The sequence below is a fragment of the Streptomyces sp. STAM6 genome (assembly GCF_054963715.1).
In genome coordinates this window covers 172,769-196,601 of sequence record NZ_JBUEFZ010000008.1, presented here as the reverse complement: position 1 = coordinate 196,601, position 23,833 = coordinate 172,769, and the positions used below count along the sequence as shown (strand labels likewise).

Genomic DNA, 23,833 nt, shown 5'->3' with positions numbered 1-23,833 from the left:
GGAGGCGGGCAGGTTGTACGCAGCATGATGCCGACCAGTCGGTATGTCGTCCAGTGGCCGGCCGGAAACCGCTGTCGCTCCCCTGGCTCTCCGGTCGTGTTCGTGAATAGGGTTCACATATGGATCCCTCGCTGCTGGTCGACGAAGTCCGGCTCACCCCGATCCTCATCTCGGACCCGCCGCTTCTCAATACCCGGGGAGTCCATCAGCCGTACACCCCGCGCCTCGTCGTGGAGCTCGTCACCCGCGGAGGGGTGACGGGAGTGGGAGAGACCTACGGGGACGGTGAGCACCTCGGGCCAGCCCGGCTGCTCGCCGAGGCTCTCCCCGGCCGTGCGGTCACGGACGTGAACGGCCTCTTCGGTCTCGCCGAACGTGTCTGCGGCGACCCGCCCGGCCGGGAGGGCGGGGACGCGGCGGGACTGCGTGGCGTACGGACCGCCGCCAAGCTGCGCCACTCCGTCGTCGCCGGCTTCGAGGTCGCCTGCCTCGACGCCCTGGGGAAGACTCTGGGACTGCCCGTCCACGCACTGCTGGGCGGCAAGGTCCGCGACACGGTCGAATACAGCGCCTACCTCTTCTACCGCTGGGCCGAGCACCCCGCAGGCGGGGAGAAGGACGACTGGGGGGCGGCCCTCGACCCGGCCGGCATCGTCGCCCAGGCCCGCCGCTTCGCCGCCGACCACGGCTTCGGATCCTTCAAGCTCAAGGGGGGTGTCTTCGAGCCGGACCGGGAGATCGCCGCGATCCGCGCCCTCGCCGAGGAGTTCCCCGGCCGGCCGCTGCGTCTGGACCCCAACGGTGCCTGGTCGGTGGAGACCGCGCTGTACGTCGCCGGAGAGATCGGCCCCCTCCTCGAGTACCTGGAGGACCCGGCGAGCGGCATCGACCGGATGGCCGGGATCGCGTCCCGTACGGCCGTCCCCCTCGCCACCAACATGTGCGTGACGACGTTCGAGGAGATCGCCGGCGCGTTCGCCCGCGACGCGGTCCGGATCGTGCTCTGCGACCACCACTACTGGGGCGGGCTGCACCGCACACGGGAACTGGCCGCGATCTGCCGCACGTTCGGCGTGGGCCTGTCCATGCACTCCAACACCCATCTGGGCATCAGCCTCGCCGCCATGACCCACGTCGCCGCGACCGTCCCCCACCTCCACCACGCCTGCGACAGCCACTACCCGTGGCAGACCGAGGACGTCGTCACCCGCCGGCACGTCTTCCGCGGGGGCCGGCTCACCGTCTCCGACGCGCCCGGCCTCGGTGTGGAACTCGACCACGAGCGGCTGGCCCCGCTCCACCGGCGCTGGCTCGAAGACGACGGCACGATGCGCGAGCGCGACGACGCGGCGGCCATGCGGCGGGCGGACCCCCGATGGGTCGCGCCCGCCGTCCCCCGCTGGTGACCGCCGGTCCGTCGCACCGCTCGGCACCGCTCGGCGGACTCCCGACCGCCCGCCCGAACGCAGGCCGGGGCGTCCCGCCCGACCGCCGAGGCGGACCGGCCGCGGACCGGCCGCGGACCACCCGCGGACCGGCCGCGGACCGGCCGCGGACCGGCCGCGGTGGGGGGGCACCGCACCGGCCGGTGCCGACCGCCTCAGGCGTGGCAGGCGACGGGCACGCCGCCGTTCATGGCCGCCATGTCCCCGAAGACGGCGGCGACATCGAGCGGCGAGCCCTCGGGCTCACCGTTCAGCTCCGCGTACGCCCGGTGCACATTGGCCACCAGCCGCTCGCTCTCATGCAGCTCGGCGAACTCGCCGAGGTCCGCCCGGCGGGCCACCTCCAGCGGCGTGAGGCCCTCGGCGTGGCCCTCCTCGGCGATCGCGGCGACGAACCGCAGATAGCGTTCGGTCGTGTCGTACGCCGACGGGTCGGCGAGCGGCCCGTGGCCGGGCACCACCGTCCGCGCGCCGAGCGAGCGCAGCAGCTCGATCGAGCGCAGCGACCCCCGCAGCGAGCCCGTCGCCAGGAACGGCGTCCCACCGTGGAATATCAGGTCGCCGGTGAAGACGATCCCCTGCTCGGGCAGGTGGACGATGGTGTCACCGACCGTGTGGGCGGGGCCGGGATGGATCAGCCGGATCTCGGTGCCGCCCATGTGCAGGGTGAGCCGGTCGCCGTAGGTGAGCGTGGGCGGGGCGATCCGGATGTCGCCGAAGTCGGTCTGCGGCCAGATGAGGTGCAGCTGCCGGCCGGCCGCCAGCACCTCCCGGCGGCACGCCTCGTGCCCGACGACCTCGGCGCCGCCGGGCGTGAAGACCGCGTTGCCGTAGGTGTGGTCGCCGTGGTGGTGGGTGTTGACGACGATGCGGGGGAGTGGTGCCCCCTGGGCCAGCAGCGCGTCCCGCAGGGCGAGCGCCCGGCGCTCGGTGGCCGCCGTGTCGACGAGCAGCGTGGTCTCGCCGTCGCTGATGAAACCGGCGTTGTTCAGGCACCAGCCGCCGTCCGGCTGGACGTAGGCGTGCACTCCCGGTGCGAGTTCGACGGTGTACGGATCCGTGACGGTCAACGGCGTTCCCCCGCGTAGTGGCTCGACTGACGGGGCAGAGCCTGCCAGTTGCCACCCGCGGGGGAGAAGGCGGGGGTGCCGGTCGCGGGTCGCGCCGCTCGGTCAGTGGTCGTCCCAGTGCTCGCCGTGGGCCGCGTGCCGGTGCCCGTCGTGCAGGTAGTCGACGTGGTCGCCGTGCGCGACGGCGGGGTGCCCGCAGCCCTCGCGGTGCTCATGGGCGTGGCCGCTGTGCGCGATGTGCTCGCCCGGCTCGCACTCGTCCCAGTGGCCGGAGTGTTCGCGGTGCAGATGGCCGTCGTGCGCGTAGTCGAGGTGGTCGTTGTGGACGACGGACGCGTGTCCGCAGCCCGGCCCGTGGGCGTGCTGGTGCGCGGGGTGTTCCTGGTGGAGAACGGACATGGCAGAGCCCCTCTGCGGAGGTGCAGTGACCCCTCCAGGCTAGTCCCTTTTGCCCCGAATGATCGGTTTCCCGGTTGCGTGGCGACCGGACCCGCCCGAGGGTCGCCTCATGAAGGCGATCTGCTACCACCACTACGGCGGGCCCGAGGTGCTGGAATTCGGCGAGTTCCCCGACCCGAAGGTGGGACCCGACAAGGTGCTCGTCAAGGTGCGCGCCGCGGCCGTGAACCCGGTCGACTGGAAAGGGCAGGCCGGGTACCTCGACACGATCATCGACACCGTCTTCCCGGTGATCCCCGGCTGGGACGTCTCCGGCGTGGTGGTCCAGCCCGGCGTGTCGGTCGACGAGTTCACCGTCGGCGACGAGGTCATGGGATACGTCCGGGAGGACGTGCTGTGCCACGGCACGTTCGCCGAGTACGTGGCCGCGCCCGTACGCACCCTCGCCCGCAAGCCGCGCAACATGACGTTCGAGGAGTCGGCCGCCCTGCCCCTGGCCGGCCTGACCGCCTACCAGGTGCTGTACAAGGCCCTGCGGGTCCACGCGGGCGACACCGTCCTGATCCACGCGGCCTCGGGCGGCGTCGGCGCCATGGCCGTCCAGATCGCCCGCCACATCGGTGCCCGCGTCGTCGGCGCAGCCCGAGAAGCCGGTCAGGACCGCATCCGTGAGCTCGGCGCCGAGGCGGTGGCCTACGGCGAGGGGTTCACGGAGCGGGTCAGGGCCGTGGCCCCCCAGGGCGTGGACGCCGTCCTCGACACCGTCGGCGGCCAGGTGCTCAAGGAGTCGGCCAACCTGCTGGCCCCCGAGGGCCGCCTCGCCTCGGTCACGGACGGCGAGGTCATCGGCCTCGGCGGCCGCTACTACTGGGTGCGGCCCGATCCCGCCGACTTGGCGGCCCTCGCCGAACTGGGCGAGCAGGGCGTGCTCACCGTGCGGGTCGCCCGGACCTACCCGCTGGAGCAGGCCGCGGACGCCCAGCGGGCGAACATGGAGGGCGGCCTGCACGGAAAGGTCGTCGTCACCGTCGACTGGGCGGACTGACGGGCCGGAGCGGCCTATCGGTGACCGGCCTCGCGCCCGCGGGTGCCCGGCGCCGCGCCCGCCGGTGATCGGCGGACGATCGGTGCCCGGCCGGAGCGGCCTATCGGTGACCGGCCTCGCGTTCGCCGGTGCCCGGCGCCGCCCGCCGGTGACTGGCTGGAGCGGGCCGCCGGTGACCGGCCTCGCGCCCGCGGTGACGGCTGGAACAACCGCCGGTGCCCGCAGGGCCGGACTATCGGTGTCCGGCCTCGCGTCCGCCGGTGCCCGGCCTCGCGCCCGCGGTGACGGCCGGAACGACCGCCGGTCCCCGGCCGGTACCGACCGGTGGAAGCACGGGACCGGCGTGCCGGGCACCGCCCGTCACTCACACCACCACGGCCACGGCGAACGCGGCCAGTGCGATCGTGCAGGCCACCGTCGCGGCGGCGGCGCGCGGTGTGAGGGCCCCGGGACGGGCCGCGCCCAGCGCCCGGATGCGCCGGTGCGCCACGCCCAGGAAACCCAGCCACACCAGCAGCGACAGCGCCGCCCCCACCAGCCCCGCGGCGGTCACCTCGTCATGGAGGGCCTGCCTGGCCGCCAGGACCGCGGCGACCGAGCACGACAGCGTCGTACGCCGCCAGGCCAGCCGCGTCCGCTCCGGCTGCAGGCCGGGATCCCTGACCTCTGACGCGCCCGCCGCCACGGTCAGCCCGTCCAGCCGAACAGCACCACGACGATCATCGCCACGGCGACCACTCCCACCGCCAGGCTCAGCACCGTGGGGAAGCGGGTCACCGGGAGGTCCTCGCCCCGCCGCATGGCGCGCTCGCAGCGCACCCAGTGGTTCACGGCCCGCAGCGCGCACAGGGCGCCCGCGGCGAGCAGGGCGAGCGCCATCCCGGCCCGTACGCCCCAGCGGAGATCGGGCAGGAACTGGTCCACGGCGAATCCACCGCCCACCAGGGCGAGACCGGTGCGTACCCAGGCCAGGAACGTGCGCTCATTGGCGAGGGAGAACCGGTAGTCCGGCGTGTCGCCCTCTTCCCTGATCGTCTGCGGGGAGAACCACAACCGCAGACTGCGCCCGAAATCGCTCACGTGATCACCCTAACCACCGAGCGCCGGGCCCGCCGGTGCGCTGTCCGCGCCGGTGCGCGCGCAGCCGGTCCCAGCCCGCCGCGCCGTCCGGCACCCACTCCCACTCGCCGAGGCGCGCCCGCAGTTCCTCCTCCGTGAGGAACGCGTGCCAGGCGACCTCCTCGACCTGCGGGGAGACCGGGAGCGTGCACCGCACCTCGTAGACGGCCGACCACCACGACTGCTCGCCGTCCTCGGACTCGTACAGGAACGTGAACAGCGGCACCGGCCGCGGCAGGCCGCTGACGCCGAGTTCTTCCTCGGCCTCCCGGAGCGCCGCCTCGTCATAGCTCTCGCCCGCCCCGACGACCCCGCCGACGAACATGTCGTACCGCGACGGGTAGACCAGCTTCGTCGGCGTCCGGCGGTGCACGAAGATCCGGTCCTCGGCGTCCCGCACAAGGACGAACACACACCGGTGGCGCATGCCCCGCCGGTACACCTCGTGGCGTGGAGCCTGCCCCACCACCTCGTCGTTCTCGTCGACGATGTCCAGGATCTCTTCGGCAGGGTTCATGCCGCCATGAAATCACCGCCCACCTGTTGACGTGTTACCGCCGCGTACAGAAGATCGGAGCACCCTGCCGACAAGGACGGAAACCCCATGGCGTACGACGCTGATGTGATCGTGATCGGGGCGGGCCTCGCCGGCCTGGTCGCCACCGCGGAGCTCGTCGACGCCGGACGCCGCGTCATCCTGCTCGACCAGGAGCCGGAACAGTCGATCGGCGGTCAGGCGCACTGGTCCTTCGGCGGGCTGTTCTTCGTCGACTCGCCCGAGCAGCGGCGCATGCGCGTGCGGGACAGCCACGACCTGGCGCTTCAGGACTGGCTCGGCACGGCCGGCTTCGACCGGCCCGAGGACCACTGGCCGCGCAAGTGGGCGGAGGCGTACGTGGACTTCGCGGCCGGCGAGAAGCGGGCCTGGCTCCACCGGATGGGCGTGCGGTTCTTCCCCGTGGTCGGCTGGGCGGAGCGCGGGGGCTACGACGCCACCGGACACGGGAACTCGGTCCCGCGCTTCCACATCACCTGGGGCACCGGGCCGGGCCTTGTCGCCCCCTTCGAACAGCGGGTCCGCGCGGGCGTGGCCAAGGGCCTCGTCCGCCTGGCGTTCCGCCACCGGGTCACCGCACTCGGCCGTACCGGCGGTGTCGTGGACACCGTGGGCGGGGAGGTGCTGGAGCCGTCGTCGGCCGAACGGGGCACGGCCAGCAGCAGGGTGGTCACGGGCACCTTCGAGTACCGGGCCCAGGCGGTGATCGTCACCTCCGGAGGCATCGGCGGCAACCACGACCTCGTTCGCGCCCAGTGGCCCGAGCGGCTCGGGACACCGCCCGAGCGGATGCTCTCCGGTGTGCCCGCCCATGTCGACGGCCTGATGCTCGGCATCGCCGAGCGGGCCGGCGCCCGCCACATCAACCGCGACCGGATGTGGCACTACACCGAGGGCATCGAGAACTGGAACCCCATCTGGGCCCGGCACGGAATCCGCATCCTGCCCGGTCCCTCCTCCCTGTGGCTGGACGCCCGCGGCCGGCGGCTGCCCGTACCGCTCTTCCCCGGCTTCGACACGCTCGGCACCCTCGAACACATCATGCGGACCGGCTACGACCACACGTGGTTCGTCCTCGACCAGCGGATCATCGGCAAGGAGTTCGCCCTCTCGGGCTCCGAGCAGAACCCGGACCTGACCGGCAAGTCCGTCCGCGGCGTCATCGGCCGCGCCCGGGCCGACGTCCCCGCGCCCGTCAGGGCGTTCATGGACCACGGCGTCGACTTCGTGGTCGAGAAGGACCTCACCTCCCTGGTGCGCGGCATGAACGCGCTCACCGAGGAGCCGCTGATCGACGAGGCCGCACTGCGCCGCGAAATCGTCGCCCGAGACCGGGAAATCGCCAATCCGTTCACCAAGGACCTTCAGGTCACCGCCATGCGCGGGGCCCGCAAGTACCTCGGCGACCGGCTGATCCGCACGGCCGCCCCCCACCGCATCCTCGACCCCAAGGCCGGCCCGCTGATCGCGGTCCGGCTGAACATCCTCACCCGCAAGTCCCTCGGCGGTCTGGAGACGGACCTGTCCTCCCGGGTGCTCACCGAGGGCGGCGAACCCCTGCCGGGCGTCTACGCCGCCGGCGAGACGGCGGGCTTCGGCGGCGGCGGGGTCCACGGCTACCGCTCCCTGGAAGGCACCTTCCTCGGCGGCTGCCTCTTCTCGGGCCGTGCCGCGGGGCGGGCGGCGGCGCGGGCGACCGGCTGACACCCCGCCCGCGGAGCGGAAGCACCCCCCCGCGAGCGGAAGCACCCCGCGGGCGGAGGCACCCCGCGGGCGGAGGCACCACTCGCGGGCGGAAGCGATGGTCCGGCGCGACGGCCGGACGCGACCGGCGGCCTCAGCCGCCGGAGCCCTCCGGCACGGGTGTCGCCTGGTGGTAGTACAGGCGCCACTCGGCGCCGCCGTCCCCCGCCTCGTCGTCCTCGATCCGCCGCCACAGCGAACTGCGGCGCGCACGGCTTCCGTCGAAGACCGTCTCGTACGTCAAGTGAACGAGATCCGGGGCGAGTTGCACGGCGGTCATGCCGGAGAGCCGATAGCGCGGGCCGTCCACCGCACCGCCCGCCATCTCCGGCAGCGCGGCCAGCATCTCCTCGCGGGTCCACCGCCGGCCGGACGCGCCGACCTCGGTGAAGTCCGGGTGCAGCAGCCGGGACGCCTGGGCCCGGGAGGTGCGCACTTCCGGGTCGGCGAGCCGGAGTTCGCCGGCGACGGCCTCTTCGGCGGGGTTCATCGCAGCCGCTCCACCACACGGAAGCGCTCGGCGACCACCATCGTGGTGTCGTCGACGGTGAAGCCGGGGTCGCCCAGCGCCTCGCGCATCTCGGCACTGTGCCAGAACCGCTCGTGGCCCGCGCGCCATTCGGCGACCGAGGTGTACCCCTCGCCCTCGTCCAGGGCGTGCTGGAGATCCACCTCCCGGAGGGGCAGGACCCGCACCTCCGTCACCTCCACCACGGCGACCTCCCGGCCGTCGGAGTCGATGAGCGCCGAGCGTTCCCCCACCGGCGGAAGGGGCTCGTCCTCGGCCTCGTACTCCACGAGCAGTCCGGTCGTCGAGACCTTCTCGCCCGACAGGACGGCGGCGACCAACTGGTCGCGCAGAGGGCCGGGGAAGGCCAGCAGATAGGGCTTCAGGGGTTCGGAGACGGGCAGTTCGCGGGACATGGGCGCCAGTCTGGCACGCACGCCCCGCGAACGGCATCGCATATGCGCGCGGTGCTACAGCACCAGCGACAGCAGCAGGACGAACCCGATTCCGACGACCGAGATGATCGTCTCCATCACCGACCAGGTCTTGATCGTCTGACCGATGCTCATCCCGAAGTACTCCTTCACCAGCCAGAACCCGGCGTCGTTCACATGGCTGAAGAAGAGCGAGCCCGCGCCGATCGCGAGCACCAGCAGCGCCGCGTGCGTCGTCGACATGTCGGCCGCGAGCGGCGCCACCAGACCCGCCGCGGAGATCGTGGCGACCGTGGCCGAGCCGGTCGCCAGCCGGATCGCCACCGCGATCAGCCAGGCCAGCAGCAGCACCGGGACGGACCAGTCCTCGGAGAAGTCCAGGATCATCCGCCCGACGCCCACGTCGATCAGCGTCTGCTTGAAGCCGCCGCCCGCCCCCACGATGAGCAGCACGCCGGCGATCGGGGCAAGGGACTTCTCGACGGTCGAGGAGAGCCGCTCCTTGGTGAAACCGGCCGCCCGCCCCAGCGTGAACATGCCCACCAGGACTGCCGCGAGCAGCGCGAGCAGAGGCGAGCCGATGACATCGGTGACCCGCTGTATCGCGTTCTCCGGGTCGTCCACGTCGATGTCCACCAGGGCCTTGACCAGCATCAGCACGACGGGCAGCAGCACCGTCGCCACCGTGGCGCCGAAGCCGGGCCGCCGCTCCAGGTCCTCCGAGGGACGCTGGGGGATCATGCGCTCGGGCGCCTGGATGTCCACCCAGCGGGCCGCGTACCGCGAGAACAGCGGTCCGGCGATGATCACCGTGGGAACGGCGACCACGAGGCCCAGTGCCAGCGTGACACCCAGGTTGGCGCCGAGCGCGTCGATCGCCACCAGCGGGCCCGGGTGCGGCGGGATCAGCCCGTGCATCACGGACAGGCCGGCGAGCGCGGGAATGCCGATACGCATCAGGGAGTGACTGCCGCGCTTGGCGACGAGCAGCACCACCGGGATCAGCAGGACGATGCCGACCTCGAAGAAGAGCGGCAGCCCGATCACGGAGGCGATCAGCACCATGGCCCATGGCATCCCGCGCCGTCCCGCCTTCGCCAGGATCGTGTCGACGATCTGGTCGGCGCCTCCGGAGTCCGCCAGCAGTTTGCCGAGGATCGCCCCGAGGGCGATGAGCACACCGACACCCGAGACGGTCGAACCGAGGCCCTTGGTGAAGGAGGTGATCGTGTCGTCGAGCGGGGCGCCCGCGAACGAACCCAGTGCCAGCGAACCGATGGTCAGCGCCAGGAAGGCGTGCAGTGCGAAGCGGGTGATGAGCAGGACGATGACGGCGATGCCCGCCAGGACGGCGATGCCCAGCCGGGCGTTGCCGGCCGAGGTGATCGGCTCGATGGCGTCCGCTGCCAGCACCTCGACGTTGAGACTGGTCACAGGGGTTCCTAGGGGGTGGTGAGCCGGCGCAGCGCGGCGACGGCACGGTCGGCGATGTCCTCGGGGGTGCCGGAGACGTCGACGGCGACACCGGCCTCGTCGTCGCCCAGCGGCTGGAGCGTGGCGAACTGCGAGTCCAGCAGCGCGGCCGGCATGAAGTGCCCGGTGCGCGCCCGCATCCGCCCTTCGACGAGCGCCCGGTCGCCCGTCAGATGCAGGAAGACGGCGCCGGGGGCGGCTGCTCGCAGCCGGTCCCGGTAGGCCCGCTTCAGCGCCGAGCTGCTGACCACCCCGCCGAGCCCCGCACGGCCGTGCGCCCACCGCCCGATCGCGTCGAGCCAGGGCCACCGGTCGGCGTCCTCGAGCGGGACGCCGGCCGACATCTTGGCGATGTTGGCCTCGGGGTGGAAGTCGTCGCCCTCGGCGTACGGGACGCCCAGACGCTCGGCGACCAGCGGACCAACAGTGGTCTTGCCGGTGCCGGCGACGCCCATCACGACGACGACTGGGGGCTTCTGCATGGGGGGGCGCCTCGCTGTCTTCCTCGACATCGATCCGGACGCCACCGCGGCGTCCGTCGCCGGACACTGAAACCCATGGGGTACGACGTATTCAAGAGCCTGTGACATAAAAGTCATACTTTTCAGCGGCGGTTACGCTATGCACATGACGACTCAGGCGCAGGGGCTCCATACGCATGTGCTGGACACCCTGGGTCTCGCGATCACCGCGGGGGAGTACCCGCCGGGCAGCGTGCTGCGCACCGACGAGCTCGCCCAGCGCTTCGAGGTCTCCCGCACCGTCGTCCGCGAGGTCGTCCGCGTCCTGGAGTCGATGCACCTCGTCGCGTCACGCCGCCGTGTCGGTGTGACGGTCCGCGCCACCGAGCAGTGGAACGTCTACGACCCGCAGGTCATCCGCTGGCGGCTGGCCGGCGCCGACCGCCCCCGCCAGCTCCGCTCGCTCACCGTCCTGCGCTCGGCCGTCGAGCCGGTCGCCGCCGGCCTCGCGGCCCTCCATGCCACTCCCGAGCAGTGCCGTGAGCTCACCGAACAGGCCCTGGGCATGGTCGCCACCTCCCGCGGTGGGCAGCTGGAGGCGTATCTGGTCCACGACATCGCCTTCCACCGGGTCGTGCTCAACGCCTCCGGCAACGAGATGTTCGCCCGGCTCGGTGACGTCGTCGCCGAGGTCCTCGCCGGCCGCACGCACCACCAGGTGATGTTCGAGGACCCCGACCCCGCGGCCGTCACCCTGCATGTCCGGGTCGCCGAGGCGGTGCGGGCGCGGGACGCGGCGCGCGCCGAGGAGCTCACGCGCGAGATCGCGACGGGCGCCCTCAAGGAGCTCGATGTCCTCGCGCCCTGACCCCACCCTTTAAGCTGCTTAAGCCGTTAACCGGCCAGTAACCTCAAAAACACCTCAGATCAGCCGTTACGTGACATAGGCCACAGCCAAAACGGCGGTCTTGCCGTGACTATGTGCCCTGGCCTCATGCCACGGTGACCACGCATATCACCGGCGTACGGCTGATTACCGCACGACTCCTCACAAAGGCGACTTTTAGATGAGTGACCGCACCATGCCTGCGGCCGACACCCTGAGTTCCGGTTCTCCGGCCGCGACGGGTACCCCCCACATCGACGCCGGTGACGCCGGTTACAGCAAGGACCTCAAGTCCCGCCACGTCAACATGATCGCCATCGGCGGCGCGATCGGCACCGGTCTCTTCCTCGGAGCCGGTGGCCGTCTGGCGGGTGCGGGCCCCTCCCTCGCCATCGCCTACGCCGTCTGCGGCATCTTCGCGTTCTTCGTGGTCCGGGCGCTGGGTGAGCTCGTCCTCTACCGCCCCTCCTCCGGCGCCTTCGTCTCCTACGCCCGTGAGTTCATGGGCGAGAAGGGCGCCTACACGGCCGGCTGGCTGTACTTCCTCAACTGGTCGACCACCGCCGTGGCGGACATCACCGCGGCCGCGACCTACGCCCACTTCTGGGCCATGTTCAGCGACATCCCGCAGTGGATCCTCGCGCTGATCGCCCTGGCCGTCGTCCTCGCCGCGAACCTGATCTCGGTGAAGTACTTCGGCGAGATGGAGTTCTGGTTCGCGATCATCAAGGTCGCCGCGCTGGTGATCTTCATGTGCGTCGGCATCTTCCTCGTCGCCACCTCCCACGAGGTCGGCGGTCACACCCCGGGCCTGTCCACCATCACGGACAACGGCGGCGTCTTCCCGCTCGGCATGCTGCCCATGCTCCTGGTCGTCCAGGGCGTCGTCTTCGCCTACGCCTCCGTCGAGCTCGTCGGCGTCGCCGCCGGTGAGACCGAGAACCCCGAGAAGATCATGCCGAAGGCGATCAACTCGATCATGTGGCGCGTGGGCCTGTTCTACGTCGGCTCGGTCGTGCTCCTCGCGGTGCTGCTGCCGTACACCGCCTACTCCGGCGACCAGAGCCCCTTCGTCACCCTCTTCGACAAGCTGGGCATCCCCGGCACGGCCCACGTCATGAACCTGGTCGTGCTCACCGCCGCCCTGTCCAGCCTCAACTCCGGCCTGTACTCCACCGGCCGCATCCTGCGCTCGATGGCGATGGCGGGCTCCGCGCCCAAGTTCACCGCCCGCATGAACAAGGGCCAGGTGCCCTACGGCGGCATCCTGCTCACCGCCGCGTTCGGTGTCCTCGGCGTCGGCCTGAACTACGTCATGCCCGGCGAGGCGTTCGAGATCGTGCTGAACCTCGCCTCCATCGGCATCCTCGGCACCTGGGGCATGATCATGCTCTGCTCCCTGATGTTCTGGGCCCGCGCCAAGGAGGGCAAGGTCACCCGCCCGTCCTACCGGCTGCCCTGGGCCCCGTACACGCAGATCGTGACGCTGATCTTCCTCGCCACCGTCCTGTTCCTGATGTGGTACGGCGGCGGCGTCGGCCAGAAGACCGTCAACTACGTCCCGGTCATCGCGCTCCTGATGGTCGGCGGCTGGTTCGCCGTCCGCAAGCGGGTTGCCGCCCTGGCGGCCTCGCAGCAGCAGGACTGACGCCCGCACACGGCGTACGAAGCCCCCGCCGGGCCGATCCGGCGGGGGCTTCGTCATGCGGCCCTCGTGTCACTCCCCGGCGGTCAGTGGTGCCCCCGTGCCCGCCGCCGTGGTCGAACCTCAGCGCCTCCTTCGGCACCACCACGAACGGCCGCATCATGCCCATGTCCTCGTGCTCCAGCAGATGGCAGTGGTACATGAACCGTCCGTACGCCCCGTCGAAGCGGCCCATCACACGGACCATCTCCCCCTGAGTGACCCGGAAGACGTCCTTCCAGCCCCCCGGCCGGCAGCCCCAGCGCGTCCTCCTCGCCGTCCCGCACCAGAGAGGTGCCCACCAGGCCCGCGTACACGTTCCAGCAGGTGATGTTCATGGCGTGGTCGTGGTACCACCACTGCACCGCCTGGTGGTCGTTCGGGTACTCCGACAACTGCGCGTCGCCGTGACCGACAGCGTTGTCCGCCCAGCCGTCGTTGCCGCCGCCGGTCTGGGCGCCGTGCAGATGCGTCACCGACCACGCGGGCAGCGCCGCCACGTCCCTCTTCGGCGCGACGCCCTCCCGGCCGGGCCGGTTGTGCGGATCGGGCTGTCCCGCCACCCGGTCCACCTCCACCGCCGTGACCGGGTACTCGCTGCCGGGCGGGACGCGGTTCGTCCACGCGATCCGGATCCGCTGCCCCCGGCGCACCTCGATGGTCGGCCCCGGAACACTGCCCTCGTAGCCCCACATGAGCGTGGGCGGCAGTTGGCTGTGCATCCGGACCCAGGTCGGCCGCAGCGCGATCTCGCTCTCGTGCAGTACGTCCGGACGGTCGGGGCGCAGCACCGGTGGGACGGTCAGCGGGTTCGTGTACGGGACGAGTTCCAGTCCCGCCACGGCTTCGGCGATCTCCTCGGCGATGTCCTCGACGAGCTCGGTCAAGGTCTCCCCCGTCATGCCGTGAGTGTCCTCGCACCGGGAAGGACGGCCCACCGCCGGACGGAGTTGCCGCGGCCCGGCCATCTGGCCGAAAGATTCACCCCGGTGGATGACCATGACAGGGAATAGTGGTTGCGGACACCGGCACGAGGAAGGGAAGAGCCGCGATGACGCAGCAGGTCCAAGGGGTCGTGGCCCCGGGCAGGAACGAGCCCGTCCGGGTGGAGACGATCCTGGTGCCCGACCCCGGCCCCGGCGAAGCCGTGGTGAAGGTCCAGGCGTGCGGGGTCTGTCACACCGACCTGCACTACAAACAGGGCGGGATCAACGACGACTTCCCCTTCCTGCTCGGTCACGAGGCGGCGGGGATCGTGGAATCGGTCGGCGAGGGCGTCACCGACGTCGCCCCCGGCGACTTCGTGATCCTGAACTGGCGGGCGGTGTGCGGCCGCTGCCGGGCCTGTCTGCGCGGCCGCCCGTGGTACTGCTTCGACACCCACAACGCCCGGCAGAAGATGACCCTCCAGGACGGCACCGAGCTCTCCCCGGCCCTCGGTATCGGCGCGTTCGCGGAGAAGACCCTCGTCGCCGCCGGCCAGTGCACCAAGGTCGACCCGGCCGTCTCCGCGGCCGTCGCCGGCCTCCTGGGCTGCGGGGTGATGGCCGGCATCGGCGCGGCGATCAATACCGGCCAGGTGGGCCGCGGCGACTCGGTCGCGGTCATCGGCTGCGGCGGCGTCGGCGACGCGGCGATCGTCGGCTCCCGCCTCGCCGGAGCGGCGAAGATCATCGCCGTCGACATCGACGACCGGAAACTGCGGACGGCGACCGACATGGGCGCCACCCACACCGTCAACTCCCGCACCACCGACCCCGTCGAGGCCATCCGCGAACTCACCGGCGGCTTCGGCGCGGACGTCGTCATCGAGGCGGTCGGCCGCCCGGAGACCTACCGGCAGGCGTTCTACGCGCGCGACCTGGCGGGCACGGTCGTCCTCGTCGGCGTCCCCACCCCCGAGATGAAGCTGGAGCTGCCGCTCCTGGACGTCTTCGGCCGCGGCGGCGCGCTCAAGTCCTCCTGGTACGGCGACTGCCTGCCGTCCCGCGACTTCCCGATGCTCATCGACCTGCACCAGCAGGGCCGTATCGACCTCGGCGCGTTCGTCACCGAGACCATCGGCCTCGGCGACGTGGAGAAGGCCTTCGCGCGGATGCACGAGGGCGACGTCCTGCGCTCGGTGGTGGTGCTCGGATGACCGCCCGCATCGACCACCTCGTCACCTCCGGCACCTTCTCGCTCGACGGCGGCACCTGGGACGTCGACAACAACGTCTGGATCGTGGGTGACGACTCCGAGGCGATCGTCATCGACGCCGCCCACGACGCCGAGGCCATCCTCGCCGCCCTGGACGGCCGCACCCTGAGGGCCGTCGTCTGCACCCACGCCCACAACGACCACATCGACGCCGCCCCGGCCCTCGCCGCCGCCACCGGCGCCCGCGTCCTGCTCCACCCCGACGACCTGCCCCTGTGGAAGCAGACCCACCCGGACCACCACCCCGACGGCGAACTCACCGACGGTCAGGTCCTCACCATCGCGGGCACCGACCTCACCGTCCTGCACACCCCGGGCCACGCCCCCGGCGCGGTCTGCCTCTACGCGCCGGACCTGGGCACCGTGTTCACCGGCGACACCCTCTTCCAGGGCGGCCCGGGCGCCACCGGCCGGTCCTTCTCCCACTTCCCGACGATCATCGACTCGATCCGCGACCGGCTGCTGACACTGCCTCCGGACACCGCCGTACGGACGGGACACGGCGAGCCGACCACCATCGGCGCCGAAGCCCCGCACCTCGCGGAATGGATCAGTCGGGGCCACTGAGCCGCAGCCGGCTGACGAACCGCTCCGTGCGGCCCGAGAACGGGTCGGTGAACTCCAGCGCCCGCGCCAGCAGTTGCAGCGGACGCCGGTAGTCCTCCGGCCCGTCTTCGCGCACCACCGGATAGAGCGGGTCGTGCAGGATCGGCAGCCCCAGGCCGCTCATGTGCACCCGCAGCTGATGGGTCTGACCGGTCGCCGGCACCAGCCGGTACCGGCCCAGGTCCGGCGCCCCGTCCCACCGCTCGACCAGCTCGATCCGGCTCTCGCTGTTCGGCTCGCCGGGCTCCTCCCGGGCCGCCGGCACCCCGCGCTCCTTCACGATCCGGCTGCGTACGGTCACCGGCAGCGTGATCCCGGCGTCGTACGCGGCCACCGCCTCGTACTCCTTGCGCACCCTCCGGTCCCGGAACAGCGTCTGATAGGCACCCCGGTCCTCCGGGCGTACGACGAACAGCACGAGCCCCGCCGTCAGCCGGTCGAGGCGGTGGGCCGGCTGCAGCTCCGGCAGCCCGAGGTCCCGCCGCAGCCGGGCCAGCGCCGTCTCCGTCACATGGCGGCCGCGCGGCATCGTGGCCAGGAAATGCGGCTTGTCGGCCACCACGATCCGCTCGTCCCGGTGGACGATCCCGACCTCGAACGGCACCCGCTCCTCGGCGGGGAACTCCCGGTGGAACCAGAGGTACCGCCCTGCGGTGTACGGCTCACCGGCGGCGACCGGCCCGCCGTCCGCGCCCACGAACCGGCCCTCCGCCAGCATCGCGTCCACCCGCTCGGCCCCGATCGCCCCCGCGTACCGCGCGGCGAGATGGTCCCGGACGGTCGTCCACGCCCCGTCCGGATCGGCCGGCAGCCGCACCCGCACCGGATCGATGCCCGAGCGCTGAGGCAGTGGTGCCGCCGGTGCCTTCGTTCTGCGTCTCACCGCCCCACGGTAGCCCCGCGGGCCGGGACGGCCGTCCCTCCCGCTCTCACGGGGACGTGAGGGAGACGAAGCCGTCCAGGACCGTGGCGATCCGGTCCCAGGTGGCGTGATCGCGCTCGACGGGCGGCAGCGTCTCGCCGCCCCCCGTTCCCCAGGCGGTGGCCACGGCCACCGGGTCCTCTCCGGTCGAGGCGCCGGCGGCGAGTGCGGCCGCGCCGAGTGCGACCAGCTCGGTCGACCGCGGCAGCACGACGGGACGCCCCGAGAGCCGGCGCACCGTCTCCACCCAGGTCCGGCCGCGGGCGCCGCCCCCGATCACGCGCAGCGGCATCTCGTCGGCGGTGCCCGGCAGCGCGTCGAGGGTCCGCAGCAGTGTGAACGCCGCGCCCTCGTAGGCCGCCCCGAGGAGCTGCTGCGGCGTGGTGGCGTGGCGCAGCCCGGTGAGCAGTCCCGTGGCGCCCGGCAGATCGGGGGTGCGCTCGCCGTCGAGGTACGGCAGGAGGACGGCGTCGCCGCCCGGCGCCGCGTCCTCGCGGTCCAGGCCCAGCAGCCGCGCGATCCTGTCGACCGCCGTCGTGCAGTTGAGGGTGCACCCCAGCGGCAGGTGGACGCCCGCGCCGTCCGTCGCGGCGAACCCGGCGAGGGCGGCCGTGGCGGGACGGCTGCGGGTCGCCGTGAACACCGTCCCGGACGTGCCGAGCGAGACCACCGGGTGGTCGAGGAGGCCGGCCCCGCCGAGGCCGAGACCGACCGCGGCGGCCATGTTGTCACCGGTGCCCGCGGCGACCGCGATGCCTTCCGGCAGACCGAGTTCGGCGGCGGCCGCGGCGGTCAGCGCGCCGACCCGGGTCGCGCCGGTCGGGGCGACGGCCGGGAGCAGCGCGTCGTCCAGGCCGAGGAGTTCCAGGAGTCCGCGGTCGTACGCCCCGGTCGCGGTGTTGTACCAGCAGGTGCCGGACGCGTCGCCGGGATCGGTGGCGGCGGTGCCGCACAACCGCTCGGTGAGGAAATCGTGGGGGAGGCGCACGGCCGCGGTGGCGTTGGCGATGCGCGGCTCGTTCTCCCGCAGCCACTGCCACTTGCCGGCCGTCATGGACGCCACCGGGACCGAACCGGTGCGCTCCAGCCAGGCCTGGGCGCCGAGCTTGGCGGCGAGCGCGGCGGCCTGGGGCGCGGAGCGGGTGTCGTTCCACAGCAGGGCCGGACGCAGCGGGCGGCCGGCGCCGTCCAGGACGACCAGACCGTGCTGCTGGCCCGCGACGGCGATGGCGGTGACGGCCCGCGGATCCGCGCCGGACTCCCTGAGCCCGGCCGTGACCGCCCCCGACAGCGCCCGCCACCACAGCGCGGGGTCGCTCTCCCTGGCCCCGCCCTCGCCGCTCACGGTGTGCGCGGCCCGTCCCAGGGCCAGCAGCCGCCCGGAGCCGGCCTCGACCACGGCCGCCTTCGCCGACTGCGTGGAGCTGTCCACGCCGATGACGTACGTCGCTCGGTCCATTTTTTGATCGTACACAAAACAAATTCCAGGCCGGAAGGGTCTTCCTTGGGCGAGCCGCCCGGGCTCCTCTTGGCGAGTCGTCGGCGATGGCGTATTAGTAAAGTGAGCGAACAAATAAAAGCTGCCCCTACGAGCCGAAGGGCCGGACCATGTCGGAACGCTTCACTCCCACCCCCGATGACCTGTTCACGTTCGGACTGTGGACCGTCGGATGGCAAGGAGCCGACCCGTTCGGCACCGCCACCCGCCCGGCCCTCGACCCGGTCGAGGCGGTGGAACGCCTGGCCGCCCTCGGCGCCCACGGCGTCAGCTTCCACGACGACGACCTGATCCCCTTCGGATCCACCGAGGGCGAGCGCGAGGCCGCGGTCAAACGCTTCCGCGACGCCCTGGAGCGCACCGGCATGAAGGTGCCGATGGCCACCACGAACCTCTTCACCCACCCGGTCTTCAAGGACGGTGCCTTCACCGCCAACGACCGCGACGTCCGCCGCTACGCCCTGCGCAAGACCATCCGCAACATCGATCTCGCCGTCGAACTCGGCGCCCACGTGTACGTGGCGTGGGGCGGCCGTGAGGGCGCCGAGTCCGGGGCCGCCAAGGACGTCCGCGCCGCCCTGGACCGACTGAAGGAGGCCTTCGACCTGCTCGGCCAGTACGTCACCGAACAGGGCTACGACCTGCGCTTCGCCATCGAGCCCAAGCCGAACGAGCCCCGCGGCGACATCCTCCTGCCGACCATCGGCCACGCCCTCGCCTTCATCGAGCGCCTGGAGCGCCCCGAGCTCGTCGGCGTCAACCCCGAGGTCGGCCACGAGCAGATGGCCGGACTCAACTTCCCCCACGGCATCGCCCAGGCCCTCTGGGCCGGCAAGCTGCTCCACATCGACCTCAACGGCCAGTCCGGCATCAAGTACGACCAGGACCTCCGCTTCGGGGCGGGCGACGTCCGCCAGGCCTTCTGGCTGGTCGACCTGCTGGAGAGCGCCGGGTACCGGGGCCCCCGCCACTTCGACTTCAAACCGGTCCGCACGGACGGCCCCGAGGGCGTCTGGGAGTCCGCCAGGAACTGCATGCGCAACTACCTGATCCTCAAGGAGCGCGCCGCGGCCTTCCGCGCGGACCCCGAGGCCCGGGCCGCCCTCAAGGCCTCCCGGCTCCCCGATCTGGCCCTCCCCACCGCCCCCGACGGCCTGGCGGCCCTCCTCGCGGACCCCTCGGCCCACGAAACCTTCGACGCCCGGGCCGCCGCCGCCCGCTCCATGGCGTTCGAACGCCTCGACCAGCTCGCACTGGAGCATCTGCTGGGTGTGCGCTGACCCGCCGCGCCCCGGCCACGGGCGGGCGCACCCGGCAAGGGAGGGCCACGGGAGGCGGCCCGCTGCCGGGCCCCGGACGCTCCCTAGCGTGCGCCCGCCGCCCGCTCCGAGTAGCCCGCAGGGTCGGCGATCACGTCCCGCACGACCACGGCCGCCGCGCCCCGCGCCGCGTCACCCGAGGACGAGGACGCCCGCAGCAGGCCGCTCTGCGCAGGCCAGAGGCCCGAGACCACCCGGCCGGTCAGCTCCCGGTCCGCGGCCGGCCCCAGCCACGGCATCAGCGAGCGGTAGATCCCGCCCAGCACCACCGCGTCCGGGTCCAGCAGGTTCACCGCCCCCGAGACCACGAGCCCCAGCATCCGGCCCGCCCGGCCGAGCGCCTCCAGCGTCCGCGGGTCGCCCCGGCGGGCCCGCCGCTCCAGCTCCGCCATCCCCGCCGGCCCGGCGTCCGCGCCGAGCCCCGCACCCCGCAGCAGCGCCCCCTGCCCGGCGTACAGCTCCAGGCAGCCGTGCGAACCGCACCGGCACTCCGGCCCGTCCACGTCCGCCACCACGTGCCCGATCTCGCCGGCGAAGCCGTGCGCGCCGCGCATCAGCTCCCCGTCCACGACCAGCGCGCCGCCCACCCCGATCTCACCGGTCAGATAGACGAAGCTGCGCACGCGGCCGAGCCCGCCGAACCACAGCTCGGCCAGAGCCGCCGCGTTCGCCTCGTTGTCCGAGCCCACCGGCAGGGCCCGCCCCTCCGGCAGCAGGCCGCTCAGCGCCCCGCCGAACAGCTCCTCCGCCGCCACCCCGCTCCAGCCGAGGTTGGGCGCCTGGCGGACGGTACCGCCGGACACCAGGCCGGGCAGCGCCAGCCGCACCCCCGCCGGGACCAGCTCCTGCTCACCCGCCGACTCCAGCGTGCGCGCCGCGATCCGCGCGGCCCGGTCGAGCACCTCGGCGGCCGGTACGCCCCGGTTGTCGAGGTGCTCGGTGAGCCGCACCCGGTCGGTGCCCGCGAGATCGACCACGCACACCGAGACGTAGTCGACGTTGATCTCCACACCCAGCCCGGCGGGCCCGGTCCGCGCCACCCTGAGCGCCGTTCCCGGCCGCCCCGCCTGCCCGCTGAACGTCTTGCCCGACTCCGTGAGGAACCCGCTCGTCAGCAACTGCTCGACCAGGGACGACACGGCCGCGCGCGTCAGACCCACCCGCGCGGCCACCGCCGCCCGGGTCGCCTCGCCCTCGTCGTGCACGGCCCGCAGCACCAGACTGAGGTTGTGCCGCCGCACGGTGGCCTTGTCGGCCTTGGGCTCCAGCGGATCCAGAGTGTTCTTCATCGTGCGGCCGAGCCTATGCGAATCCCCGAACGCCCCGGTCGTCCCGCCGGAACGCGAAAGCGCGGGCCCGGCCTCCGGCCGAACCCGCGCTCCACGCGTATCTCTGTTGTGTCCGAGGGGGGACTTGAACCCCCACGCCCGATAAAGGGCACTAGCACCTCAAGCTAGCGCGTCTGCCATTCCGCCACCCGGACCAGGTGTCTGTCTCGCGGCCCTGGGCCGTTCCGACGTGGAAAACCATAGCAAACAATCGGGGTGCCCGATCACGCCCCCTGTCCCGCGCCCGCACGTCCCGCGCCCGCACCCGCGCCCACCCGCTCCCAAGCCCGCGCGCCCGGGGGCGGCCTTGGGCACCGGGACGCCGAGCGGGAGGATGAGGGGGACCACCAGCAGCGACGCGGGAGGAACCAGAGTGAGCGAGTCGAGCACGGCCCGGAACGCCACCGGAAGCGGCGAGTCCGCCGAGAACGAGGTCGTCGACCTCTGCCGCGATCTCATCCGGATCGACACCAGCAACTACGGCGACCACTCGGGCCCCGGGGAGCGTGCCGCCGCCGAGTACATCGCGGAGAAGCTCGCCGAGGTCGGACTGGAGCCCGAGATCTTCGAGTCCCACAGGGGCCGGGCCTCCACGGTGGCGCGGATCGAGGGCGAGGACCCGTCCCGTCCCGCGCTGCTGATCCACGGCCACACCGATGTCGTGCCCGCCAACGCCGAGGACTGGACGCACCATCCGTTCTCGGGCGAGATCGCCGACGGCTGCGTCTGGGGCCGGGGCGCGGTCGACATGAAGGACATGGACGCGATGACCCTCGCGGTCGTGCGCGACCGGCTGCGCAGCGGCCGCAAGCCCCCGCGCGACATCGTGCTGGCGTTCCTGGCCGACGAGGAGGCCGGCGGCACGTACGGCGCCCGCCACCTCGTGGACAAGCACCCCGGCCTGTTCGAGGGCGTCACCGAGGCGATCGGCGAGGTCGGCGGATTCTCCTTCACCGTCAACGAGAACCTGCGCCTGTACCTGGTCGAGACCGCGCAGAAGGGCATGCACTGGATGCGGCTCACCGTGGAGGGCACCGCCGGCCACGGGTCGATGACCAACACCGACAACGCGATCACCGAGCTGTGCGAGGCCGTGGGCCGGCTCGGCCGGCACACCTGGCCGGTGCGCGTCACCAAGACGGTGCGGTCGTTCCTCGACGAGTTGTCCGACGCGCTCGGCACACCGCTCGATCCGGAGGACATGGACGCCACGCTCGCCAAACTGGGCGGCATCGCCAAGATGGTCGGCGCCACCCTCCGCAACTCGGCGGCCCCGACGATGCTCGGCGCCGGGTACAAGGTCAACGTCATCCCCGGCCAGGCCACCGCCCATGTCGACGGCCGCTTCCTGCCGGGGTACGAGGAGGAGTTCCTGGGCGACCTCGACCGCATCCTGGGCCCGCGCGTCCGGCGCGAGGACGTGCACGCCGACAAGGCCCTGGAGACCAGCTTCGACGGCAGCCTGGTGGACGCCATGCAGTCGGCGCTGAAGGCCGAGGACCCGATCGCCCGGGCCGTCCCGTACATGCTCTCCGGCGGCACGGACGCGAAGTCCTTCGACGACCTCGGCATCCGCTGCTTCGGTTTCGCCCCCCTCAAGCTCCCGCCGGAGCTCGACTTCGCGGGCATGTTCCACGGTGTGGACGAGCGGGTCCCGGTGGACGGTCTGAAGTTCGGCGTCCGGGTCCTCGACCGGTTCATCGACGCGAGCTGAATAATCGGAAAAGCAGTTCGGAAGAGACCGGAAAGGGTGTCTCTGGGGCAGGATAGTCGGCTGAAACGAAACTCCAATAATCGCCCGCGTGTACAAATGTGACCGGAACGGGTGAACGATCCCTGGGCCACGTAGCCCCCTCGATTCCCCCTCGTTACAGGTGTGCGGTCCGCGGCTGGGACCGCATTGCCAACAAGGAGGAATAATGATCAAGAAGGTCGTCGCCGTTGCGGCTGCCACTGGCGGTCTGGTGCTGGCGGGCGCGGGCATGGCCATCGCCGACGCGGGTGCGCAGGGTGCCGCTGTCGGCTCCCCCGGCGTGCTCTCGGGCAACGTCGTTCAGGTTCCGGTCCACATCCCGGTGAACGCCTGCGGCAACACCGTCAACGTGATCGGTCTGCTGAACCCCGCCTTCGGCAACACCTGCATCAACGCCTGACGTTGAGCCTCGCCCCGTAGGGGTTTGAGCCCGGCCGGCCCCGGAGCGCGCGCCATGCGCTCCGGGGCCGGTGGGCATTGGGCCCCGGGCGCCGTGCCCGGGGAAGTCCGAAAGCCTGGAAGGCAAGGAAACTAGCTATGCGACAGGTCACGCGCAAGGGCCTGACCATCGTGGCGGCCGCAGGCGGCGTGCTCGCCCTCGGCGGCGGGTACGCACAGGCGCACACGGGCGCGGCCGCCCACGGCGGCGCGTCGAATTCACCGGGCGTAGCCTCCGGGAATTCCGTACAGGTCCCCGTGAGCGTTCCGGTGAACGCGTGCGGTAATTCCGTGAACGTCATCGGGGCGCTGAACCCGTCATTCGGAAACACGTGTGAGAACGAGTCGAGCGGTGCCAAGGCCCATGGCTCGACCAGCGACTCGCCCGGTGTCGCCTCCGGGAACAACGTGCAGGCCCCGGTCAATGTCCCGGTCAACGCCTGCGGCAACAGCGTCGACGTGGTCGGGGTCCTGAACCCGACGTTCGGCAACGACTGCGCCAACGGCCACAGCCAGGACAACCCGGGGGAGCCCGGTAACCCTGGCAACCCCGGTAACCCTGGCAACCCCGGTAACCCTGGCAACCCCGGTAACCCGGGCGAGCCGGGCAACCCGGGCAACCCGGGGGAGCCCGGTAACCCCGGTAACCCGGGGGAGCCCGGTAACCCCGGCAACCCCGGCGAGCCCGGCAACCCCGGCACCCCCGGTCAGCCCGGCCCCGGCGGGGACTCCGGTTCGCCGATCGAGCCGAACCGGCCGGACCCGCAGACCGTCACACCGCCGCAGGCGGACGACGAGCTCGCCCAGACCGGCTCGGGGGCTCCGCTGGAGCTGCTGCTCCCCGCCGGCGCGGGCCTGCTGCTCGGGGGCACGGTCCTCTACCGTCGCGCCCGGCAGACCTCGTAGTCGCCGAAGTCGCACCGAATGACGACGGAGCGGGCCCCGCG

Annotated in this window: 23 protein-coding genes, 1 tRNA gene and 2 pseudogenes; 11 read left to right on the top strand and 15 right to left on the bottom strand. The window is 72.2% G+C overall.

The genetic code is table 11. The features are described from left to right. Positions 1-119: 119 nt before the first annotated feature. Positions 120-1,406 carry an enolase C-terminal domain-like protein gene (locus tag ACY34K_RS13365; RefSeq protein ID WP_462746497.1) on the top strand — a complete coding sequence of 429 codons (1,287 nt, stop codon included), beginning with the start codon at positions 120-122 and terminating at the stop codon, positions 1,404-1,406. A gap of 194 nt (positions 1,407-1,600) precedes the next feature. Here the strand turns inward: ACY34K_RS13365 and ACY34K_RS13360 are convergent, their stop codons facing one another. Together ACY34K_RS13360 and ACY34K_RS13355 are read right to left on the bottom strand one after the other, a co-directional pair. Continuing rightward, positions 1,601-2,515 carry an MBL fold metallo-hydrolase gene (locus tag ACY34K_RS13360; protein WP_462746496.1) on the bottom strand — a complete coding sequence of 305 codons (915 nt, stop codon included), beginning with the start codon at positions 2,513-2,515 and terminating at the stop codon, positions 1,601-1,603. 102 nt (positions 2,516-2,617) lie between these two features. Then, positions 2,618-2,914 carry a hypothetical protein gene (locus ACY34K_RS13355; RefSeq protein WP_462746495.1) on the bottom strand — a complete coding sequence of 99 codons (297 nt, stop codon included), beginning with the start codon at positions 2,912-2,914 and terminating at the stop codon, positions 2,618-2,620. Between the two features lie 109 nt (positions 2,915-3,023). On the opposite strand from ACY34K_RS13355, the gene ACY34K_RS13350 reads away from it, so the two are divergent. Next, on the top strand, positions 3,024-3,959 hold the full coding sequence (locus ACY34K_RS13350; RefSeq protein WP_462746494.1) for an NADP-dependent oxidoreductase: 936 nt from the start codon (positions 3,024-3,026) through the stop codon (positions 3,957-3,959). 364 nt (positions 3,960-4,323) lie between these two features. On the opposite strand, the gene ACY34K_RS13345 is transcribed toward ACY34K_RS13350, so the two are convergent. From ACY34K_RS13345 to ACY34K_RS13335, 3 genes are read right to left on the bottom strand one after another with little or no spacing between them, the layout of a single operon-like run. Next, positions 4,324-4,644, bottom strand: coding sequence for a DUF202 domain-containing protein (locus ACY34K_RS13345; protein WP_462746493.1), 321 nt, complete (start codon positions 4,642-4,644; stop codon positions 4,324-4,326). A 2-nt stretch (positions 4,645-4,646) separates the two neighbouring features. After that, on the bottom strand, positions 4,647-5,039 hold the full coding sequence (locus ACY34K_RS13340; RefSeq protein ID WP_462746492.1) for a YidH family protein: 393 nt from the start codon (positions 5,037-5,039) through the stop codon (positions 4,647-4,649). A gap of 4 nt (positions 5,040-5,043) precedes the next feature. Beyond that, positions 5,044-5,595 carry an NUDIX domain-containing protein gene (locus ACY34K_RS13335; protein WP_462746491.1) on the bottom strand — a complete coding sequence of 184 codons (552 nt, stop codon included), beginning with the start codon at positions 5,593-5,595 and terminating at the stop codon, positions 5,044-5,046. An 87-nt stretch (positions 5,596-5,682) separates the two neighbouring features. On the opposite strand from ACY34K_RS13335, the gene ACY34K_RS13330 reads away from it, so the two are divergent. Further along, on the top strand, positions 5,683-7,338 hold the full coding sequence (locus ACY34K_RS13330; protein ID WP_462746490.1) for an FAD-binding dehydrogenase: 1,656 nt from the start codon (positions 5,683-5,685) through the stop codon (positions 7,336-7,338). A gap of 133 nt (positions 7,339-7,471) precedes the next feature. On the opposite strand, the gene ACY34K_RS13325 is transcribed toward ACY34K_RS13330, so the two are convergent. From ACY34K_RS13325 to ACY34K_RS13310, 4 genes are read right to left on the bottom strand one after another with little or no spacing between them, the layout of a single operon-like run. Then, on the bottom strand, positions 7,472-7,867 hold the full coding sequence (locus ACY34K_RS13325; protein ID WP_462746489.1) for a nuclear transport factor 2 family protein: 396 nt from the start codon (positions 7,865-7,867) through the stop codon (positions 7,472-7,474). Beyond that, positions 7,864-8,301, bottom strand: a complete 438-nt coding sequence (locus ACY34K_RS13320) for an ASCH domain-containing protein (RefSeq protein ID WP_462746488.1) — start codon at positions 8,299-8,301, stop codon at positions 7,864-7,866. Before ACY34K_RS13320 ends, ACY34K_RS13325 begins: the two co-directional genes overlap by 4 nt. 54 nt (positions 8,302-8,355) lie before the next feature. After that, positions 8,356-9,753 (bottom strand): GntT/GntP/DsdX family permease, encoded by a 1,398-nt coding sequence (locus ACY34K_RS13315; protein ID WP_462746487.1) that lies wholly within the window; start codon positions 9,751-9,753, stop codon positions 8,356-8,358. A gap of 8 nt (positions 9,754-9,761) precedes the next feature. Then, positions 9,762-10,274, bottom strand: a complete 513-nt coding sequence (locus ACY34K_RS13310) for a gluconokinase (protein ID WP_462746486.1) — start codon at positions 10,272-10,274, stop codon at positions 9,762-9,764. A 145-nt stretch (positions 10,275-10,419) separates the two neighbouring features. On the opposite strand from ACY34K_RS13310, the gene ACY34K_RS13305 reads away from it, so the two are divergent. Next, positions 10,420-11,121 (top strand): FadR/GntR family transcriptional regulator, encoded by a 702-nt coding sequence (locus ACY34K_RS13305; RefSeq protein ID WP_462746485.1) that lies wholly within the window; start codon positions 10,420-10,422, stop codon positions 11,119-11,121. Between the two features lie 199 nt (positions 11,122-11,320). Beyond that, entirely contained in the window at positions 11,321-12,787 is a 1,467-nt protein-coding gene (locus ACY34K_RS13300) for an amino acid permease (protein WP_462746483.1), read from the top strand. Here the strand turns inward: ACY34K_RS13300 and ACY34K_RS13295 are convergent. Further along, positions 12,705-13,037 (bottom strand): annotated as a pseudogene (locus ACY34K_RS13295) (multicopper oxidase domain-containing protein); the annotation flags it as partial. The gene ACY34K_RS13300 and the pseudogene ACY34K_RS13295 sit on opposite strands and share 83 nt — an antisense overlap. A 22-nt stretch (positions 13,038-13,059) precedes the next feature. Beyond that, a pseudogene (locus tag ACY34K_RS13290) lies at positions 13,060-13,725 on the bottom strand (multicopper oxidase domain-containing protein); the annotation flags it as partial. Between the two features lie 149 nt (positions 13,726-13,874). Here ACY34K_RS13290 and ACY34K_RS13285 point away from each other — a divergent pair. Next, entirely contained in the window at positions 13,875-14,963 is a 1,089-nt protein-coding gene (locus tag ACY34K_RS13285; RefSeq protein WP_462746481.1) for an S-(hydroxymethyl)mycothiol dehydrogenase, read from the top strand. Further along, positions 14,960-15,589: an MBL fold metallo-hydrolase gene (locus ACY34K_RS13280; RefSeq protein WP_462746480.1), complete on the top strand. Its 630-nt coding sequence runs from the start codon at positions 14,960-14,962 to the stop codon at positions 15,587-15,589. The genes ACY34K_RS13285 and ACY34K_RS13280 overlap by 4 nt, the downstream gene beginning before the upstream one ends. On the opposite strand, the gene ACY34K_RS13275 is transcribed toward ACY34K_RS13280, so the two are convergent. Both ACY34K_RS13275 and xylB read right to left on the bottom strand, forming a co-directional pair. Further along, positions 15,573-16,511, bottom strand: coding sequence for a pseudouridine synthase (locus ACY34K_RS13275; RefSeq protein ID WP_462746479.1), 939 nt, complete (start codon positions 16,509-16,511; stop codon positions 15,573-15,575). The two genes, ACY34K_RS13280 and ACY34K_RS13275, sit on opposite strands and share 17 nt — an antisense overlap. A gap of 46 nt (positions 16,512-16,557) precedes the next feature. Continuing rightward, positions 16,558-18,009: a xylulokinase gene (xylB, locus tag ACY34K_RS13270; RefSeq protein WP_462746478.1), complete on the bottom strand. Its 1,452-nt coding sequence runs from the start codon at positions 18,007-18,009 to the stop codon at positions 16,558-16,560. Between the two features lie 149 nt (positions 18,010-18,158). On the opposite strand from xylB, the gene xylA reads away from it, so the two are divergent. Further along, positions 18,159-19,328, top strand: a complete 1,170-nt coding sequence (xylA, locus tag ACY34K_RS13265; protein ID WP_462746476.1) for a xylose isomerase — start codon at positions 18,159-18,161, stop codon at positions 19,326-19,328. Between the two features lie 83 nt (positions 19,329-19,411). On the opposite strand, the gene ACY34K_RS13260 is transcribed toward xylA, so the two are convergent. Continuing rightward, positions 19,412-20,656: an ROK family protein gene (locus tag ACY34K_RS13260; protein ID WP_462746475.1), complete on the bottom strand. Its 1,245-nt coding sequence runs from the start codon at positions 20,654-20,656 to the stop codon at positions 19,412-19,414. Between the two features lie 109 nt (positions 20,657-20,765). Then, a tRNA-Leu gene (locus tag ACY34K_RS13255) sits at positions 20,766-20,850 on the bottom strand. Between the two features lie 218 nt (positions 20,851-21,068). On the opposite strand from ACY34K_RS13255, the gene ACY34K_RS13250 reads away from it, so the two are divergent. From ACY34K_RS13250 to ACY34K_RS13240, 3 genes are all read left to right on the top strand, one after another. Next, complete coding sequence (locus tag ACY34K_RS13250; protein WP_462746474.1) at positions 21,069-22,409, top strand: M20/M25/M40 family metallo-hydrolase; 1,341 nt, start codon at positions 21,069-21,071, stop codon at positions 22,407-22,409. A 205-nt stretch (positions 22,410-22,614) separates the two neighbouring features. Further along, on the top strand, positions 22,615-22,848 hold the full coding sequence (gene chpH / locus ACY34K_RS13245; protein WP_462746473.1) for a chaplin ChpH: 234 nt from the start codon (positions 22,615-22,617) through the stop codon (positions 22,846-22,848). Positions 22,849-22,985: 137 nt separating this feature from the next. After that, a complete protein-coding gene (locus tag ACY34K_RS13240) occupies positions 22,986-23,792 on the top strand; it encodes a chaplin (RefSeq protein WP_462746472.1) in 807 nt (268 codons plus the stop codon). Positions 23,793-23,833: the final 41 nt, after the last annotated feature.

Excerpts from the sequence above, each read along its gene's own strand:
- ACY34K_RS13350 (WP_462746494.1), top strand. The coding sequence starts at position 3,024 with ATGAAGGCGATCTGCTACCACCACTACGGCGGGCCCGAGGTGCTGGAA.
- ACY34K_RS13305 (WP_462746485.1), top strand. The coding sequence starts at position 10,420 with ATGACGACTCAGGCGCAGGGGCTCCATACGCATGTGCTGGACACCCTG.
- ACY34K_RS13355 (WP_462746495.1), bottom strand. The coding sequence starts at position 2,914 with ATGTCCGTTCTCCACCAGGAACACCCCGCGCACCAGCACGCCCACGGG.
- ACY34K_RS13320 (WP_462746488.1), bottom strand. The coding sequence starts at position 8,301 with ATGTCCCGCGAACTGCCCGTCTCCGAACCCCTGAAGCCCTATCTGCTG.
- ACY34K_RS13365 (WP_462746497.1), top strand. The coding sequence starts at position 120 with ATGGATCCCTCGCTGCTGGTCGACGAAGTCCGGCTCACCCCGATCCTC.
- xylB (WP_462746478.1), bottom strand. The coding sequence starts at position 18,009 with ATGGACCGAGCGACGTACGTCATCGGCGTGGACAGCTCCACGCAGTCG.
- ACY34K_RS13285 (WP_462746481.1), top strand. The coding sequence starts at position 13,875 with ATGACGCAGCAGGTCCAAGGGGTCGTGGCCCCGGGCAGGAACGAGCCC.
- ACY34K_RS13280 (WP_462746480.1), top strand. The coding sequence starts at position 14,960 with ATGACCGCCCGCATCGACCACCTCGTCACCTCCGGCACCTTCTCGCTC.
- ACY34K_RS13300 (WP_462746483.1), top strand. The coding sequence starts at position 11,321 with ATGAGTGACCGCACCATGCCTGCGGCCGACACCCTGAGTTCCGGTTCT.
- ACY34K_RS13325 (WP_462746489.1), bottom strand. The coding sequence starts at position 7,867 with ATGAACCCCGCCGAAGAGGCCGTCGCCGGCGAACTCCGGCTCGCCGAC.
- ACY34K_RS13240 (WP_462746472.1), top strand. The coding sequence starts at position 22,986 with ATGCGACAGGTCACGCGCAAGGGCCTGACCATCGTGGCGGCCGCAGGC.
- ACY34K_RS13335 (WP_462746491.1), bottom strand. The coding sequence starts at position 5,595 with ATGAACCCTGCCGAAGAGATCCTGGACATCGTCGACGAGAACGACGAG.
- chpH (WP_462746473.1), top strand. The coding sequence starts at position 22,615 with ATGATCAAGAAGGTCGTCGCCGTTGCGGCTGCCACTGGCGGTCTGGTG.
- ACY34K_RS13310 (WP_462746486.1), bottom strand. The coding sequence starts at position 10,274 with ATGCAGAAGCCCCCAGTCGTCGTCGTGATGGGCGTCGCCGGCACCGGC.
- xylA (WP_462746476.1), top strand. The coding sequence starts at position 18,159 with ATGTCGGAACGCTTCACTCCCACCCCCGATGACCTGTTCACGTTCGGA.
- ACY34K_RS13260 (WP_462746475.1), bottom strand. The coding sequence starts at position 20,656 with ATGAAGAACACTCTGGATCCGCTGGAGCCCAAGGCCGACAAGGCCACC.
- ACY34K_RS13330 (WP_462746490.1), top strand. The coding sequence starts at position 5,683 with ATGGCGTACGACGCTGATGTGATCGTGATCGGGGCGGGCCTCGCCGGC.